This is a genomic window from Streptomyces sp. NPDC088747, from assembly GCF_044751025.1.
In the GTDB taxonomy this organism is placed as follows: domain Bacteria; phylum Actinomycetota; class Actinomycetes; order Streptomycetales; family Streptomycetaceae; genus Streptomyces.
On sequence record NZ_JBIVKZ010000005.1, the window covers coordinates 389163 to 405784 of the forward strand.

A 16622-nucleotide genomic window follows, 5' to 3' on the forward strand; every position below is an offset into this window, starting at 1 on the left:
GCGGGGTCCGCACGGTGGTCGGACGGCTTGCCGCGCCGACTCGCCGACCCTCTCGCCGAAGTCACGGAACGTCACGGAACGGGAACCATGCCTGCGGAAGCCAAGGCGGACACGAACAGCGCGCGACCGGACTCGGGGCCCGCCGCGCCGCACCCCCCGCGCCTCACCCCGCCCTCCGGCGCGCTCACCGCCTCTCCCCCGCTCACCGAGCGGCAGGAGGCGCGCCGCCGGCGGATCCTGCACGCGAGCGCGCAGCTGGCCAGCCGGGGAGGTTTCGACGCGGTGCAGATGCGCGAGGTCGCGGAGTCCTCGCAGGTCGCCCTCGGCACCCTTTACCGCTACTTCCCCTCGAAGGTCCATCTCCTGGTCGCCACCATGCAGGACCAGTTGGAACACATGCACGGCACGCTGCGCAAGAAGCCGCCGTCCGGCGACACGGCCGCCGACCGCGTCGCGGAGACCCTGATGCGGGCCTTCCGCGCCCTCCAGCGCGAACCGCACCTGGCGGACGCCATGGTCCGCGCGCTGACCTTCGCGGACCGCAGCGTCAGCCCGGAGGTCGACCAGGTTTCCCGGATGACCACGGTGATCATCCTCGACGCGATGGGACTCGACGATCCGACCCCAGCGCAGCTCTCCGCCGTCCGCGTCATCGAGCACACCTGGCACTCGGCCCTCATCACCTGGCTGTCCGGCCGGGCCTCCATCGCCCAGGTCAAGATCGACATCGAGACGGTCTGCCGGCTGATCGACCTGACGGACCCGGGCGAGGGGCGCTGATCCGCCGCCCGGCGCCGCGGCTACTCCTCGGGCGGGAACACCGGCTCCCCGCTGCCCAGCAGTGTGATCATGATCGCCTCCACCGGGCAACCCTCCGCCGCCTCCAGGATCCTCTCGTTGGCGTCGGGCTCCGGGTCGGCCGGGTGGGACTGCATGCCGGTGTCGAGCCGGAACGCGTCCGGTGCGAGGTGGACGCACTGGGCGGAGCCGATGCAGACGGAGCGGTCGACCTCGACCTGCCAGCGGTCGCCCATCCCTACGCCTCCCAGCCGGCCGGCAGGTGGATCATCTTGTGCTCCAGGAACTCGCCGAAGCCCTCGGGGCCGAACTCCCGCCCCAGACCTGAGTTCTTGTAGCCGCCGAAGGGGCCGAGCATGTCGAGGCTGAAGGTGTTGACGGAGTAGGTGCCGGTACGGACCTGGCGGGCGACGTCGATGCCGTGCGCGACGTCCGCCGTCCAGACGCTGCCGCTCAGTCCGTACTCGGAGTCGTTGGCGATCTTCAGCGCCTCGGCCTCGTCGCCGTAGGGCAGGAGGCAGATCACCGGCCCGAAGATCTCCTCGCGGGCGATCCGCATGGAGTTGTCGACGTCGCCGAAGAGGGTCGGCTCGACGTACCAGCCGCGGTCCAGGCCGGGCGGACGGCCGCCGCCGGCCAGGATCTTGGCACCCTCCTCCTGGCCGATGCGGATGTAGTCGAGGTTGCGCCGCTGCTGCCGCTCGGCGACCAACGGGCCGACCTGGGTCGCCGGGTCCAGCGGGTCCCCGACCACCAGCGCGCTCGCCGCGGCCGCGAAGGCTTCCGCGAACTCGTCGTAGCGCGAGCGGGGCACCAGGATGCGGGACTGCGCGACACACGCCTGGCCGTTGTTCATCCAGGCCGCCGAGACGATCCCGGGAACGGACGTCGCGAGGTCCGCGTCCGGCAGCACCACCGCCGCCGACTTGCCGCCCAACTCCAGTGTCACGCGGGTGAGGTTGCGCGAGGCGACCTCCATCACGCGCCGGCCCGCCGCCACGGACCCGGTGAAGGACACCTTGTCGATCCCGGGGTGCCCGACCAGGTACTCGCTGACCTCGCGGTCCGCCGGGAGGATCGACAGCACTCCCTCGGGCAGCCCGGCCTCCTTCGCGATCTCGCCCAACAGGTAGGCGTCCAGGGGCGATTCGGGCGACGGCTTGAGTACGACGGTGCAGCCGGTCAGCAGCGCGGGCGCGAGCTTGGCGGCGGCCACGAACTGCGGCACGTTCCACGGGACGACGGCCGCCACGACGCCCACCGGCTCCCGCCGGACGAGAATCCTGCCGAGGACTCCGTCGCGCGTCTCCTCGTAGGTGAAGCCGCGCGCGACGGTGATCGCCGCGTCCCACACCATCATCGCGCCGAGGGCCTGCGCGAGGACGCTCCAGGAGTACGGGGAGCCGTTCTCGGAGGAGATGACGCGGGCGATCTCCTCGTGCCGTACGGCGATCCCGTCCTTGATCCGGGTCACCACCTCGATCCGCTCGTCGAGGCTCATCCGCGGCCAGGGTCCCTGGTCGAAGGCCTGCCGCGCCACGGCGACGGCCCGGTCGACGTCCGCCGTGGAGGCGTGCGGCACCCGCCCGATGACCTCCTCCGTGTGCGGCGAGATCACCTCGATGACGTCCTTGCCCAGCGGGTCCGCCAACTCCCCGCCTATGAACAGCTGTCCGTGTTCCACGAGCTCGGTCATGGCCGACTGCCTCCCCGGGGAGTTTCTCTGACGATGCATCAGATGACTAGAACTGATACCAGTTCCGGTGAACGGAGTCCACGGGTCGGACTCTTCGGGCGGATGGTCGACCTGGGCTCCCATTGGAACTGGTTCTAGTTATAGTTGGCCGGTACCCGGGACGCGGCGATTGGTGGAAGCCCATGACGCAGGTGACCGATCACGGCGGGGGCGTGCGGTCCATCAGGGTCCCCATCCCGGACAATCCGCTCGGCCACACGCTGGTGTACGTCCTCGACACCGACCGCGGCGCCGTCCTGATCGACACCGGCTGGGACGACCCGACCTCCTGGGACACGCTCGCCGAGGGGCTCACCGCCTGCGGCACCTCCGTCGCCGAGGTGCACGGCGTGGTCATCACCCACCACCACCCCGACCACCACGGCCTGTCGGGCAGAGTGCGGGAGGCGTCCGGGGCCTGGCTCGCGATGCACGCGGCGGACGCCTCGATCGTGCGGCGGACACGGGAGAACCGGCCCGAGCGGTGGTACGCGTACATGACGGCGAAACTGACGGCCGCCGGCGCGCCCGAGGACCATCTGGCACCCCTGCGCGGGGCCCGCCGCCGCGATCTGCCCGGCTTCTCGCCCGCGCTGCCCGACCGCGAGATCGTCCCCGGCGAACTCCTCGACCTGGCCGGCCGCCGCCTGCGCGCGATCTGGACCCCCGGCCACACCCCCGGCCATGTCTGCCTCCACCTGGAGGAGGACCACCCCGCTCAACTCCCGGGCAAGGGACGCCTGTTCTCCGGCGACCACCTGCTCCCGGAGATCACTCCGCACATCGGCCTGTACGAGGATCCGGACGACGCCACCGTCACCGATCCCCTCGGCGACTATCTCGACTCCCTGGAGCGGGTCGGCCGCCTCGCACCCGCCGAGGTGCTGCCGGCCCACCAGTACGCGTTCGCCGACGCTCCTTCCCGCGTACGGGAGTTGCTCGACCACCACGAGGACCGGCTCGCCGATCTCCGCACGCTGCTCTCCGTCCCGCTCACGTCCTGGCAGCTCGCCGAGCGGATGGAATGGAACCGGCCCTGGGACCAGATTCCCTACGGGTCCCGGACCATCGCCCTCTCGGAGGCGGAGGCCCATGTCCGCCGACTGGTGAAGCTGGGGCGGGCGGAGGCCGTGCCGGGGAGCGATCCGGTGACGTACGTGGCCGTGTAGCGGCGGGGGCCCGTGCCGGTGGCCGCCCGCTCAGCCGCCGCGCACCGCGTAGTCGAGGCCCTCCTCGTACCGCATGCCGCGCCCCTCGTCGTACGCCTTCTCGTACGCGCTCCCGCCGATCTCCTCGCGGACGCGGAGTTCGTGGGAGCGGCGGGTGGCTATGAGGTCGGGGGAGTCCATCTGGGCGCGGCCGGTGAGTTCCCAGACGTGGGCGGCGATGCCCAGCAGGCGGGCGGCGCGGGGGCCGTCGCCCTCCGCGACGACGGCGGCGGCGAGGACGTCGAGGGCGAGGGCGGCGCCGACCGTGTTGTGCATCAGGGCGTGACCGGCCACCGCCGTGCGGGCGTTGCGGACCGCCGCGCGGGTGTCGCCGGCCGCCAGGTCCGCCTGCGCGATGACGGCGTCGGCGAAGGCGCCCGTCCAGGACTCGCCGCACGCCACGCTGGCCTCGCGTGCCTCGTGGGCCACGGTGCGCGCGCGGTCGTGGTCGCCGTCCATCATGTGCGCGAAGGAGAGACCGACGCGGACCTGGAGCTGGGCGGCACCGAACGCGTCCTCCCCGATGGGCAGTCGGGGAGCCGCGGACAGCACGTCGATCGCCTCCGAGATGCTCCCGCTGAGCGCGAGTTGAGCTCCCGTCAGGTAGGCGGCGGCTACGGTCGCCACCGCGTCGCCCTCTTCCCGGGCCGCGTCGGCGCAGCGCGCCGCCCAGCCGGCCGCGACGTCCAGGTCACCCTGGAGCAGTGCGACCGCGCCGCGTGACCACAGTGCGCGGGTGCGGTCGGGTCCGGGGGGCGGGTCGGCGGCGAGTACCAGGTCCAGGCAGTGCTGGGCGTCGCGCAGATAGCCGCAGTGGCGCCACAGGAAGCCGATGTCGGCCGCCATTTCGAGGGCGGGGCGGCTGCCGGGGTCGATGAGCGCGCAGTCCATCGCGGCGCGCAGGTCGGCGTGTTCGGTGAGGACGCGCTCGCACCAGGCGACCTGGCGCCCGGTGTTCCATTCGGCGCAGCCCTCGCGGGCCAGGCGGCGGTAGTGGTCACGGTGGCGCAGGCGCACGGCGCGCTGCTCGCCGAGCGCGCGCAGCCAGTCGGCGCCGAACTCCCGCACGGTGTCGAGGAACTGGTAGCGGGACGGGTCGGTCCGGTGGCGTCGCACGATGGACTGCTCGACGAGCCGGTCGAGCAACCCGGGGATCCGCCCGGCGGGCAACGGCCCCCCCGAGCAGACCTCCTCGGCCGCGCCGACACAGAACCCGTCGGCGAACACCGAAAGCCGCGCCCACAGCAGCCGCTCCAACGGCGTGCACAACTGATGACTCCAGCCGATGGCTGTGCGGAGGGTGTGGTGGCGGGGGGGTCCTTCGGGGGGTGGGAGGTGGGGGGGCGGGTCCTTGCGGGGCGGGTCCTTGCGGGGCGGGTCCTTGCGGGGCGGGGCATCGCGGGGCAGTCCCTCTCGATGCGGCCCCTCGCTTCGCGGGGCATCGCCCTGCGGGGCATCCCGGCGGGGTCCTTCGCGGTACGGAGCATCGCGGGGCGGTCCCTCGCGGGGCAGGGCATCCCGGTGCGGGGCATCCCGGTGCGATCCCTCGCGTCGCAAGGCGTCACCTCGCGATGCGTCACATCGAGGGACGTCGCGGGGCGATCCCTCGCCGGGCGATCCCTCGCCGGGCGATCCCTCGCGGGACGGCCCCTCGCGGGGCAGGGCATCCCGGTGCGGTGCATCTCGGTGCCGTGCGTCACCTCGCGACGCGTCACGTCGAGGCACGTCGCGGGGCGATCCCTCGCGCGGCCCGGTGTCGCCGTCCCGCGGCCGTCCGGGCGGCGCGTCCGCGACCCCCTGGGTGCCGCCCGTGACTTCCGGGGTGCCGCCCGGGATCTCCAGGGTGCCGCCCGCAACTTTCGGGTTGCCGCCCGCGCCCTCCGGGTCGCCGCCCGCAACCTTCAGGGCGCCGCCCGAGTTCTCACCCCCCAACCCCCCACCCCCCGGCCCCAGCACGTCCAGGCGGGACGTCAGGTGTTCGTCGAGGCGGCCGTGGAGTTCGGTGAGGGTGAGTTCTGCGAGGCGGACGGCGGCGAGTTCGATGGCGAGGGGGATGCCGTCGAGGTGGCGGCAGACGGCCTCCACCGCGGGGCGGTTGGTGGCGTCGAGGGTGAATCCGGTGGCGGCGGCACGCTCGGCGAACAGCGCCACCGCGTCGTCGGCGACCGGCAGCGGGTCCACGTACAGCACCCGCTCGCCCGGCACGCCGAGCTGCTCCCGGCTGGTGACGAGGATCCGTAGTCCCGGCAGGGCGGGCAGCAGGGTCCCGGCGAGCGCCACGCAGTCCGCCAGGACGTGCTCGCAGGAGTCGAGGATCAGCAACAGCCGCTTGCCCCGCGCCCATTCGGCCACCACGTCGAGGACCGGCCCTGTCGACTGGTCCGCGAGCCGCAGCGCCTCCACGACGGCCAGCCCCACCAGGCCCGCGGTGCGCAGCACGGAGAGCTCCACCAGCCAGACGCCGTCCGGGTAGGCGTCCCGGACCCGGGCGGCGGCCCGGGAGGCGAGCCGCGTCTTGCCCACCCCGCCGGCCCCGACGAGACTCACCAGCCGCCCGACACCAGCGCCTGGATCCAACTCACGGTCGAGCCAGGCCAGTTCCTCCGCACGCCCGACGAAACTCCGCGTCTCCGGAAGGAGATTGCCGGGATGCGGTGACCGACCGGACCGGCCGTCGCCCTCGCCCGTGCTCGTCCCGTCGCACGCACCGTCGTTCGTCTCCTTGGACACATCGATCAGTCTGGCCTGGTCACACCCACCCATTACCGATGTCCGACAACTCGGACAGAAAGACGACAGAGCTCCGTCACTTCCGGGCGCCTTTCGACGAGATGCGGTCAACTCCCCTTTGGCAGGGGCGCGGAGGTCGATATTCGGTGATGGTCGGGTCGGTGAGTGACGGACGAGGGGGAGCTGGGGAGCGGATGGCCGCCAGTGACGGAGGCGGTGCGGGCGACGGAAGCCGGTCCGCAGGCGCCGAGAGGCCGACGACATGGCCGCCGCCCCCGCCGGACGTCGGGAGACGCGCGTGGCGCCCCCCGTCACTGCCGCTCTCGGCGGAGCTGCGGGCCCGCTGGCTGGTGCCCGCCCCGCTGGTCGCCTGCCTGCTGATCGCCCTGCCGGATCTGTTCGTCTCCCGGGTACCGCCGCTCACCACCCTGCTCCTGATCGGTCCGCTGCTGGCCTGCGCAAGGTTCGGCGTGCGGCACACCGTGATCGTCTGCTGCCTGTCGGCGGCGCTGGGCCTGGCAATGGGCATCGGCGACGGCGCCGTACCGAGCGTCGGGTTCGACGTGCACTGGATCGGCCTGCTGCTCGGCTGCGCCCTCACCGTGTACGTGGCACGCCGGCGCGAGCACCTCGCCATGACACTCGCCCACGCCCGCGAGGTCGCCCGCGTCACCCAGGAGGCGATCCTGCGGCCCATCTCCCGCACCCTGGACGGCACTCAGGTGTGCACCCGCTACCACTGCGCCGCCCGCGAGTCGACCGTCGGCGGCGATCTGTACGACGTCGCGGTGACCCCGTACGGACTGCGCGTCCTCGTCGGTGACGTACGCGGTCACGGCCTCGACGCCATCCGGCTGACCTCGGACACGATCACGGCCTTCCGCGAACTCGCCTACACCGCGCCCACGTTGATCGCCCTCACCTGCGCCCTCGACGAGCGCCTGACGCCGGAGCTCGGCCCCGAGGACTTCGTCACCGCCGTGTTCGCCGAGTTCGCGCCCGGCGAGGTGCGGCTCGTCAACTGCGGTCACCCGCCGCCGCTGCGCTCGGGCCACCGCATCGAGTTCCTCGAACCCCTCATCACCACACCGCCGTTGGGACTGAGCCCGGACCCGCGCCAGTACCGGGTCCGCCTCCAGCCCGGCGACCGTCTCCTCCTCTACACCGACGGCCTGACCGAGGCCCGCGACCCGGAGGGCAACCCCTTCCCCCTCCTCGGCGAAGCCGCCCTGGCCCTGCGCGAGCTGCTCCCCGAAGAGGCCCTCCACACCCTCCACACGCGTCTGATCGCCCACACCGGCACCGCCCTCACCGACGATGTGGCCCTCGTCCTCTGCCAGCCCGCGACAGCGACGGTCACAGCCCGGGTGCGCTGATCCCGCGGACCAGTTCCTCCGCCTCGCCCAGCAGCGCGGTCTCCGCCCCGCTCATCGTCGGGTTGGCCGCCCGCCGCTCCCTCGCCTCCGTGAGGCCCGCGTCGGTGATCCCCGGCGTGCCGTCGGCCAGCATCGCGGCCAGGGTGTCGCGGGCCGCCCCGGCGTAGGGGGCGTCACCGACGGCGACCTGGGCGAGGATCAGGGCGGACATGCCCCAGTCGAGGCCGGGCGGGCCCTCCTCGGCGTTGGACCAGTCGATGACCCTGGGACCCTCGGAGGTGAGCATCACGTTCTCCGGGTGCAGGTCCAGATGCAGGACGCGGACGGCGGGGTCGGCGGAGATCCGGGCGGGCACCGCGTGCAGGGCGCGCAGCAGGCGGGCGAGGACGGGACCGGCTTCCTGGGGGCCGAGGTGCCCCGTGGTGAACGCCTCCAGCATGGTCGGCCCGGACAGCCTCTCCATCACCAGGTCGGTGCGGGTCGCGAGCCGCACACCCGGCGCCGGGAAGCCGTGGCCCCGTACATGCTCCATCACCGCGGCCTCGGCGGTCGCGTCGCCCCATCCCGCGCGGTCCCGGCGCAGCACCCACGCCTCGTCCACCTCGTAGACGTCCGCCGAACGCCCCGAGCCGAGCAGTCTCCCCGTTGACCTCATGGCCCGAACCTACCCGGCCGCACAGCCGGCCCTCAGCCGCTGGTCAAGGGGCCGGTAGAGTGAACCCGTCGTCATCACGCCCGTTCTGGGGGAAGCCGGTGCGAATCCGGCGCTGACCCGCAACCGTGAGCCGCTCCAGCAGCGGCGAGCCGGATCACCCGGTCCGGGACGTGACCGGCTCGCGCCACCGGCGGTCCGCCGTTGGCCGGCACCGTCGAGGCATACGGGGCCGGAGCCGCCCGGATACTCACGCGTGCCCGGTGCTGCCCGGTTCCCCACAGGGGAGAGTCATGTTTGTTCGCCGCAGCGCAGCGGTACCCGCAGCGGTTCGCGTCCCGAGGCGGGCGGCGACGCCGGCGACAAGGCCGACGACGAGGCAGGCGGCGCGGCAGACGGCGAGGCAGACGGCTGTATCGGTCGTGGTACTCGCCGCCACCGCCCTGGCCGGTACGGTCTTCGCGCCTGCCGCGCTGGCCGACACGTCACCCTCCCCCTCCCCCTCCGCCTCCCCCGCGCTCCCGTCGGGTCTGTATGGCACTGCCGACCCCGCCTACGACGGTGTCTGGCGTCAGTCGCTCGCGCTGTTCGCCCAGCACACCGTGGGTCTGCGGCCCGCGGCCAAGGCCGTCGACTGGCTCACCGGACAGCAGTGCGCGAACGGCGCCTTCGCCCCGTACCGCGCCGACGCCACCGCGAAGTGTGACGCCGAGACACTGATCGACACGAACAGCACGGCCGCCGCCGTACAGGCCCTCGCGGCCCTCGGCGGGCACGACGCCGAGACCGGCAAGGCCGTCGCGTGGCTGAAGTCCGCGCAGAACAAGGACGGCGGCTGGGGGTACGTCGCGGGCGGGGCCAGCGACGCGAACTCCACGTCCGTGGTGATCGGGGCGCTGACCGCGGTGGGCGAGAAGCCCGCGGACGTCACCGCCGGGAGCGGCGACTCTCCGTACGACGCCCTGGCCGGGCTGTCGATCCCCTGCGACGCGGACGGCGGCGGCGCCTTCGCCTACCAGCCGGACAAGAAGGGGAAGCTCGCGGCGAACGCGGACGCCACCGCGGCGGCCGTCACCGGAGCCCTCGGCAAGGGCTTCGCGGGCGCCGAGGCGAAGCCGGCCGGCGCCGGCGCGGCGTGCGAGTCCGGCGCCGCCGACCCGCGGCGCGCCGCGCACAACGGCGCCGCGTACCTCGTCACGGCCCTCGCCAAGGACAAGTACCTCAAGTCGGCGCTGGCCGGAGCCGAGGACCAGCCCGACTACGGCAACACCGCGGACGCGGTCGTGGCCCTCGCCACCGCCGGCCGGGCCGACGACGCGGCCGGCGCGGTGCGCTGGCTGGAGAGCCACTCCGCGAAGTGGGCCGCGCAGAGCGGACCGGCCGCGTACGCGCAGCTGATCCTGGCGGCGGAGGCGAGCGGCGCCGACCCGCGCGACTTCGGCGGCCAGGACCTCGTCAGGCAGCTCGGCGCGACGGGCCCGGCGGCCGGGACGGCGTCCGCCGCCCCCGCTGAGAGCGACAAGGCGGACGACAGCGACAACGGGGGCCTCAGCGTCTGGTGGATCGTCGGCGTCGGCCTCGTCGCCGGTATCGGCATCGGCTTCCTGATCAGCGGCCGCGACAAGAGGCGACAGCTGTGAGCCGCGGCGGTGCGGTCTCCCTGCTCGTGGCCCTGCTCGCGCTGCTCCTGGGACTCGGTTCCGCGGGGCAGGCCCAGGCCGTCGGCTACCGCTACTGGTCCTTCTGGGACCTGACCGGCGGCGAGTGGACGTACGCCACGCAGGGTCCGTCGACCGCGCGGCCCTCCGACGGCGACGTGCAGGGTTTCCGCTTCGCGGTGAGCGAGGACTCCCAGCACGCCACGAAGCCGCGCGGCGCGACCGACTTCGCCGCCATCTGCGCCGAGTTCCCCGCCCAGGAGGGCAGGAAGCGGGTGGCTCTCGTCATCGACTTCGGTACGCCCGCGGACGCGCCGTCCGGCGAAACCCCGCCGGCCGCGCGCACCGCCTGCGCCCGCGTTCCCGCCGACGCGACCTCCGCCGAGGCGCTGGCCTCGGTCGCGAAACCCCTGCGCTACGACACCAACGCGCTGCTCTGCGCCATCGCGTCCTACCCGAGGACGGGCTGCGGCGACCCGGTCTCCACCGGCTCCCGCGCCACGGAGACCGCCCGCCCCCAGGCCGATCCGCCCGACGGCGGCCCCTCGGTGGGCCTCCTCACGGGCGCCGCGGCCGTCGCCGTGCTCGGCGGCGCGGCGATCTGGCAAGCCCGCCGCCGCAGGAGCTGACCTCGAGGTGGCGACAGCGAGAGAGAACGACGACGAAGCCCCGGCTCCCCGCCCCGCGAGGCAGAACGCCCAACCCCAGCCCCCTACGCCGCCCACCCACCAAAGCGAGGCACCCCTCCAACGCCGGCACCCCACACCGAACACCGCCCCGAGCAAGGACCACCTCCAGCGCCACACCCCCACGCCGAGCACGGCCGAGAGCAAGACCCACCGCTGGCACCGCACCCCCACGCCAGGTGCAGGCGAGAGCGAGAACCGCCCTCCGCACCGCACCCCCACACCAGGCACCGGCGAAAGCAAGACCCACCGCTGGCACCGCACCCCCACGCCAGGAGCTGGCGAAAGCAAGAACCGCCCCTCGCACCGCACCCCCACGCCAGCTACCGGCGAGAGCAAGGACCACCTCCAGCACCGCACCCCCACCCCGAGCACGGGCGAGAACAAGACCCACCGCTGGCGCCGCACCCCCACCCCGGGTTCCGGCCGGAGCACGCGCCGCCCCTGGCGTCGTAACCCCGTACCGGGTTCCGGCGGAAGCAAGGGCCGCCCCTGGCGCCGCAACCGTGTCCGCGCCGCGGAGGCGAGTCGCTCCAACGCCCTGCACCCCGGGGCCTGGTGGGTCTGGGCTCTCGGGCTTGGGACGGCCGCGTCCCGGACCACTAATCCGTTGCTTCTCGCTCTGCTGATCGGCGTCGCGGGGTACGTCGTGGCGGCCCGGCGGAGCGAGGCTCCCTGGGCCCGGTCGTACGGTGCTTTCCTCAAGCTCGGTATGGCCGTCCTCGGTATCCGCCTGGCGTTCGCCATCGTCCTCGGCTCGCCCGTCCCCGGCAGCCATGTCGTCGTCACCCTGCCCGAACTCCCGCTGCCCCACTGGGCGCAGGGCATCAGGATCGGCGGCCGGGTCACCGCCGAGGGCCTGGTCTTCGCGCTGTACGACGGCCTGAAACTGGCCACGCTCCTCATCTGCGTGGGCGCGGCGAACGCGCTCGCCAACCCGGCGCGGCTGCTGAAGTCACTGCCGGGCGCCCTGTACGAGGCGGGCGTCGCGGTCGTCGTCGCCCTGACGTTCGCGCCGAACCTGATCGCGGACGCCCAGCGGCTGCGCGCCGCCCGTCGGCTGCGGGGCCGCTCGGACCGGGGCCTGCGCGGTCTGCTGCACGTCGGACTCCCGGTCCTGGAGGGCGCGTTGGAGCGTTCGGTCGCGCTGGCGGCGGCGATGGACGCACGCGGGTACGGCCGGACGGCCGAGGTGGCTCCCGCCGTACGCCGCACCACGGCCGCCCTGACGCTGGGCGGCCTGCTCGGCGTCTGCGCGGGAACGTACGGACTGCTGACCGCCGAGGGCGGCACGTACGGACTGCCCGTGCTGCTGGCCGGGCTGGGCGCGGCGCTGGGCGGCCTCTGGCTGGGCGGCCGTCGTTCGCTGCGGACCCGGTACCGGCCGGACGCGTGGGGCGTACGGGCGTGGCTGGTCGCGGGTTCCGGTGTCGCCGTCGCCGCCCTGCTGGTCGTCTCCGCGTCGCGGGACCTCTCGGCGCTGCGCCCGGGAGTCGTACCGCTGGTGGCCCCCGCCCTCCCGCTCTGGCCGGCGGCGGCGATCCTGCTGGGCCTGCTGCCCGCCTTCATCACCCCGGCCCCCGCCAAGGCCTCCACCCCCGCGGCCGCCAAAGTCTCCGTCCCGACTCGCAGAGAGCAGCCCTCATGATCCGCTTCGAGGACGTCTCCGTGACGTACGACGGTGCGGCCGAACCCGCCGTCCAGGGCGTGGACTTCGAGGTCCCCGAGGGTGAACTCGTGCTGCTGGTGGGCCCGTCCGGGGTCGGCAAGTCGACGATCCTGGGGGCCGTCAGCGGTCTCGTCCCGCACTTCACGGGAGGCACCCTGCGCGGCCGGGTCACGGTCGCCGGCCGCGACACCCGTACGCACAAGCCCCGCGAACTCGCGGACGTGGTGGGCACGGTGGGCCAGGACCCGCTGTCGCACTTCGTCACGGACACCGTCGAGGACGAACTCGCCTACGGCATGGAGTCGTTGGGCCTGGCCCCGGACGTGATGCGCCGCCGGGTGGAGGAGACCCTCGATCTCCTGGGCCTCGCCGATCTCCGCGACCGTCCGATCGCGACGCTCTCCGGCGGCCAGCGGCAGCGGGTCGCCATCGGCTCCGTGCTGACCCCGCACCCGAGGGTCCTGGTCCTCGATGAGCCCACGTCGGCCCTCGACCCCGCCGCGGCCGAGGAGGTCCTCGCCGTCCTCCAGCGCCTCGTGCACGACCTCGGCACCACGGTCCTGCTCGCCGAGCACCGCCTCGAACGGGTCATCCAGTACGCCGACCAGGTCGTCCTCCTCCGGTCCCCGGGAGCCGCCCCGCTCCTGGGCGCCCCGGCCGAGGTGATGGCGGTCTCCCCCGTGTATCCCCCGGTCGTGGGCCTCGGCCGGCTGGCCGGCTGGTCCCCGCTGCCGCTCACGGTGCGCGACGCCCGGCGCAGGGCGGCCGACCTGCGGGAACGGCTCACGGCAGCGGGCCCCGCGCCCGTACCGCCGCCCACCGCGGCCCCGGCCCCGGCCGCCGGGCCCTCCCGCCGCGGCCGTTTCCCGCTGAGACGCGCCTCCGGGACACCCGTGCCGGGGCGACCGCTCGCGGTGGAGGCTCTCGGCGTCCGGCGCGGACGAGTCGAGGCACTGCGCCGGGTCGATCTCGACGCCGTCCCGGGCGAGACGATCGCGCTGATGGGACGGAACGGCGCCGGCAAGTCCACCCTGCTCGCCGCGCTGGTCGGGCTCGTCGAACCGGCGGCCGGGACCGTGCGCGTCGGCGGGGCCGTCCCGCACCGCACCGCCCCGCGTGACCTCGTACGCCTGGTGGGCCTCGTACCGCAGGAACCACGGGATCTGCTGTACGCGGACACGGTGGCCGCCGAGTGCGCCGCGGCCGACGCGGACGCGGGCGCCGAGCCGGGGAGCTGCCGGGCGCTGGTGTCGGAGCTGCTGCCGGGGATCGGCGACGACACGCACCCGCGTGATCTGTCGGAGGGCCAGCGGCTGGCGCTCGCGCTGGCCGTCGTACTGACGGCCCGCCCGCCGTTGCTGCTGCTCGACGAGCCGACCCGCGGCCTCGACTACGCGGCGAAGGCCCGTCTGGTCACCCTGCTGCGGGCGCTGGCCGCCGAGGGCCACACCATCGTGCTGGCCACCCACGACGTGGAACTCGCGGCGGAGCTCGCCCACCGGGTGGTGATCCTCGCGGACGGCGAGGTCGTCGCCGACGGGCCCACCGCCGAGGTGGTCGTCGCCTCCCCGTCCTTCGCCCCGCAGGTCACGAAGGTGCTGGCGCCGCAGCCGTGGCTGACCGTCGCCCAGGTGAGGGAGGCGCTCGCGTGACCGCCCACCCGGTGCAGCGGCAGGCCCGCGCCGTCCGTCTCGGCCCCCGTTCCTCCCTCGCCCTCCTCCTCACCAGCGCCATCGGCGTCGCCGCGTTCGGCTGGCCGCTCCTCGCCGACCCCACCTCGCAGGCCGGGACGCACGCGCAGGACGCGCCCTGGCTCTTCGCGGGTCTCCTCGTCCTGCTGGTCGGGGTCGTCGCCGCGACGATCTCGGAGTCCGGGCTCGGTCCGAAGGCGGTGGCGATGCTCGGCGTGCTGGCCGCCACCGGCGCCGCGCTGCGGCCGGTGGGTGCCGGGACGGCCGGGATCGAGCCGATGTTCTTCCTGATGGTGCTGAGCGGGCGGGTGCTCGGGCCGGGGTTCGGGTTCGTGCTCGGGTCCGTGACGATGTTCGCGTCCGCGCTGCTCACGGGCGGGGTGGGTCCGTGGATGCCGTTCCAGATGCTGGCCATGGGCTGGTTCACGATGGGCGCCGGGCTGCTGCCGGGCCCGGACCGGCTGCGTGGGCGCGGTGAGCTGGCGCTGCTCGCGGTGTACGGATTCCTCGCCGCCTTCGCGTACGGCACCGTCATGAACCTGGCCGGCTGGCCCTTCATGGACGCCCAGGCCTCGAACGTCGCCTTCGACCCGGCGGACACGCTCCCCGCCAACCTGGCCCGGTTCGTCGCCTACTGCCTGGCCACCTCGCTCGGCTGGGACCTGGGCCGGGCCGTCGTCACCGTCGTGCTGACCCTCACGCTCGGCGCGACCCTCCTCAAGGCGCTCCGCCGGGCCACCCGACGGGCCGCTTTCGAGACGCCGGTCACGTTCGAACCGAAGTGATCTGCGGCGCCCGTCACACCGCCTGGCCGCACCCCGTGCACACGCGTACGCCGTCCGTCACACGCGGGGTGAGCCGGCCCACAGGACCTTGGTCACATACGAAGCGCGGTCGTAGCGGAAAAGGGTGACATGGACGCGTCGTAATGCACCCTGACCTGGGGTTTGAGATCCAGATCACACAGGGCCATTTCTACTCGCATGCGACCACAACTAGTAAAAGGGGTCATTGCGGGCGCCCCCTCCGGCCTGTTTCTCTGGAGCAGTCGCCAGGCGCCGACGAGCCCACCCGGGCCTCGGCGCCGACACATTCCCCGCCACGTAACGCGTGACTCGGCATGTGTACGCCGACTCCCTGTCCCCGAAGGAAAAGGTTCTCCGTGTCCGTCTCCGTCATCCGTCGCATCGCTTCCCCGAAGAAGGCCCTCACCGCCGCCGCCCTGGCCGCCGCCACGACCGGCATGGTGCTGACCGCCGCTCCGGCCCAGGCAGCGACCTCCTCGGCCTCCTCCGCCAAGACGATCGCGCACAAGATGATCCCGAACGCCGCGCAGTACAATGCGTTCAGCAAGATCGTCGAGCACGAGAGCGGCTGGGACGTCGACGCCACCAACTCCTCCTCCGGCGCCTACGGCCTGGTCCAGGCCCTGCCCGGCTCGAAGATGGCTTCCGCCGGCTCCGACTGGAAGACCAACGCCGGCACCCAGATCGAGTGGGGCCTGAACTACATGAACGACCGCCACGGCAGCCCGGTCGGCGCGTGGAACTTCTGGCAGGCCAACGGCTGGTACTGAGCCGGCCCGGCACGCACTGCCACGCACCACCGCGCATGACCACGCACCACGACGCACCACCACGCACCACCACGCACGACCACGCACGATCTGGCGCCGTCTCTTTCACGACCCGGCGCCACCGCGTGCCACCCCGCGCCATCCGAAAGCGGCGGTCCCGATCCCGGGCCCGCCGCTTCGGCGTTCCCCTTCCCCCCGGGAAACCGCTCCATTCCACCCGGGAAACCGCTCGACCCGATCAGCTCGTCCCAGAGACCCTTCGGGCATGGAGTTCCTCTGTTACCACCGCGACCGGCCCGGCTCGGCGACTCTGCGCGACGAGCTGCTGGAAGAGCACTGGTCCTACATGGACCGATACGCCAAGGAGCTGATCGCCCGCGGCCCGACGCTCACCGACGACGGTGAGACAGCCACCGGCAGCGTGCACATGGTGGACCTGCCCGACCGCGCCGCCGCTCGCGCGTTCGCCTTCGACGAGCCGAACTACCAGGCAGGCGTCTACCGGGACGTGCTGGTCCGGCGGTGGTCCAACACGCTGGGCCGCACCATGTGGGACTTCCCTGGCGGCAGGACCGGCGGCAACCGGTACCTGGTGATCGGCCTCGGCGCCGGGCAGCCGGCCGATGTCACCCCGCCGCCGGACCACGACGGCCTGATCGTCTACGGGCCGCTGCTGTCCGACGACGGCACCGCCTGGCTCGGCACGGCGGCACTCGTCCGGTCCCCGGGTCCGGACACGGCACGCGCCCTCCTCACCCCCGGCCGTTACGCCGCCATCGAGGTGCACAACTGGCAGTTCGGCGGCCGACGATGACGGCCCGGGGACCCCGGAGATCGACTTGC

The 16622-nt window shown here is 73.5% G+C and carries 14 protein-coding genes and 1 riboswitch; of the genes, 10 read left to right on the plus strand and 4 right to left on the minus strand.

Going from position 1 to position 16622, the window contains the following annotated elements:
- Positions 1 to 87 precede the first annotated feature (87 nt).
- On the plus strand, positions 88 to 780 hold the full coding sequence (locus ACIP79_RS15080; RefSeq protein WP_401223211.1) for a TetR family transcriptional regulator: 693 nt from the start codon (positions 88 to 90) through the stop codon (positions 778 to 780).
- A gap of 20 nt (positions 781 to 800) precedes the next feature.
- Here ACIP79_RS15080 and ACIP79_RS15085 read toward each other — a convergent pair whose 3' ends face one another.
- Both ACIP79_RS15085 and ACIP79_RS15090 read right to left on the minus strand, forming a co-directional pair.
- Positions 801 to 1034, minus strand: coding sequence for a ferredoxin (locus ACIP79_RS15085; protein ID WP_383679746.1), 234 nt, complete (start codon positions 1032 to 1034; stop codon positions 801 to 803).
- A 2-nt stretch (positions 1035 to 1036) separates the two neighbouring features.
- Positions 1037 to 2494: an aldehyde dehydrogenase gene (locus ACIP79_RS15090; protein ID WP_383679743.1), complete on the minus strand. Its 1458-nt coding sequence runs from the start codon at positions 2492 to 2494 to the stop codon at positions 1037 to 1039.
- A 182-nt stretch (positions 2495 to 2676) separates the two neighbouring features.
- On the opposite strand from ACIP79_RS15090, the gene ACIP79_RS15095 reads away from it, so the two are divergent.
- Entirely contained in the window at positions 2677 to 3702 is a 1026-nt protein-coding gene (locus ACIP79_RS15095; protein ID WP_401223213.1) for an MBL fold metallo-hydrolase, read from the plus strand.
- Positions 3703 to 3732: 30 nt separating this feature from the next.
- Here the strand turns inward: ACIP79_RS15095 and ACIP79_RS15100 are convergent, their stop codons facing one another.
- Positions 3733 to 6471, minus strand: coding sequence for an NB-ARC domain-containing protein (locus ACIP79_RS15100; protein WP_401223215.1), 2739 nt, complete (start codon positions 6469 to 6471; stop codon positions 3733 to 3735).
- A gap of 194 nt (positions 6472 to 6665) precedes the next feature.
- On the opposite strand from ACIP79_RS15100, the gene ACIP79_RS15105 reads away from it, so the two are divergent.
- Entirely contained in the window at positions 6666 to 7847 is a 1182-nt protein-coding gene (locus ACIP79_RS15105) for a PP2C family protein-serine/threonine phosphatase (protein WP_401223217.1), read from the plus strand.
- Here ACIP79_RS15105 and ACIP79_RS15110 read toward each other — a convergent pair.
- On the minus strand, positions 7828 to 8502 hold the full coding sequence (locus tag ACIP79_RS15110; RefSeq protein WP_401223219.1) for a phosphotransferase: 675 nt from the start codon (positions 8500 to 8502) through the stop codon (positions 7828 to 7830). The genes ACIP79_RS15105 and ACIP79_RS15110 overlap by 20 nt on opposite strands.
- A gap of 88 nt (positions 8503 to 8590) precedes the next feature.
- A riboswitch (cobalamin riboswitch) is annotated at positions 8591 to 8662 on the plus strand.
- 259 nt (positions 8663 to 8921) lie between these two features.
- Here ACIP79_RS15110 and ACIP79_RS15115 point away from each other — a divergent pair.
- The 7 genes from ACIP79_RS15115 (at position 8922) to ACIP79_RS15145 (ending at position 16593) form a co-directional block, all read left to right on the plus strand.
- Positions 8922 to 10139, plus strand: a complete 1218-nt coding sequence (locus tag ACIP79_RS15115) for a prenyltransferase/squalene oxidase repeat-containing protein (RefSeq protein WP_401223220.1) — start codon at positions 8922 to 8924, stop codon at positions 10137 to 10139.
- Positions 10136 to 10786: an SCO2322 family protein gene (locus ACIP79_RS15120; RefSeq protein ID WP_401223222.1), complete on the plus strand. Its 651-nt coding sequence runs from the start codon at positions 10136 to 10138 to the stop codon at positions 10784 to 10786. The genes ACIP79_RS15115 and ACIP79_RS15120 overlap by 4 nt, the downstream gene beginning before the upstream one ends.
- Positions 10787 to 11384: 598 nt before the next feature.
- The gene (locus ACIP79_RS15125; RefSeq protein WP_401223439.1) at positions 11385 to 12491 is read left to right on the plus strand and encodes an energy-coupling factor transporter transmembrane component T; all 1107 of its coding nucleotides are present in this window, start codon (positions 11385 to 11387) and stop codon (positions 12489 to 12491) included.
- Entirely contained in the window at positions 12488 to 14164 is a 1677-nt protein-coding gene (locus ACIP79_RS15130) for an ABC transporter ATP-binding protein (protein ID WP_401223224.1), read from the plus strand. The genes ACIP79_RS15125 and ACIP79_RS15130 overlap by 4 nt, the downstream gene beginning before the upstream one ends.
- A complete protein-coding gene (locus tag ACIP79_RS15135; protein ID WP_401223225.1) occupies positions 14161 to 14988 on the plus strand; it encodes an ECF transporter S component in 828 nt (275 codons plus the stop codon). The genes ACIP79_RS15130 and ACIP79_RS15135 overlap by 4 nt, the downstream gene beginning before the upstream one ends.
- A 377-nt stretch (positions 14989 to 15365) precedes the next feature.
- Positions 15366 to 15779, plus strand: coding sequence for a transglycosylase SLT domain-containing protein (locus tag ACIP79_RS15140; RefSeq protein WP_401223227.1), 414 nt, complete (start codon positions 15366 to 15368; stop codon positions 15777 to 15779).
- A gap of 265 nt (positions 15780 to 16044) precedes the next feature.
- Positions 16045 to 16593, plus strand: a complete 549-nt coding sequence (locus ACIP79_RS15145; RefSeq protein ID WP_401223229.1) for a YciI family protein — start codon at positions 16045 to 16047, stop codon at positions 16591 to 16593.
- Positions 16594 to 16622: the final 29 nt, after the last annotated feature.

Coding starts and splice junctions, on each gene's coding strand:
- ACIP79_RS15080 (WP_401223211.1), top strand. CDS start 88: ATGCCTGCGGAAGCCAAGGCGGACACGAACAGCGCGCGACCGGACTCG.
- ACIP79_RS15105 (WP_401223217.1), top strand. CDS start 6,666: ATGGCCGCCAGTGACGGAGGCGGTGCGGGCGACGGAAGCCGGTCCGCA.
- ACIP79_RS15130 (WP_401223224.1), top strand. CDS start 12,488: ATGATCCGCTTCGAGGACGTCTCCGTGACGTACGACGGTGCGGCCGAA.
- ACIP79_RS15095 (WP_401223213.1), top strand. CDS start 2,677: ATGACGCAGGTGACCGATCACGGCGGGGGCGTGCGGTCCATCAGGGTC.
- ACIP79_RS15090 (WP_383679743.1), bottom strand. CDS start 2,494: ATGACCGAGCTCGTGGAACACGGACAGCTGTTCATAGGCGGGGAGTTG.
- ACIP79_RS15110 (WP_401223219.1), bottom strand. CDS start 8,502: ATGAGGTCAACGGGGAGACTGCTCGGCTCGGGGCGTTCGGCGGACGTC.
- ACIP79_RS15145 (WP_401223229.1), top strand. CDS start 16,045: ATGGAGTTCCTCTGTTACCACCGCGACCGGCCCGGCTCGGCGACTCTG.
- ACIP79_RS15085 (WP_383679746.1), bottom strand. CDS start 1,034: ATGGGCGACCGCTGGCAGGTCGAGGTCGACCGCTCCGTCTGCATCGGC.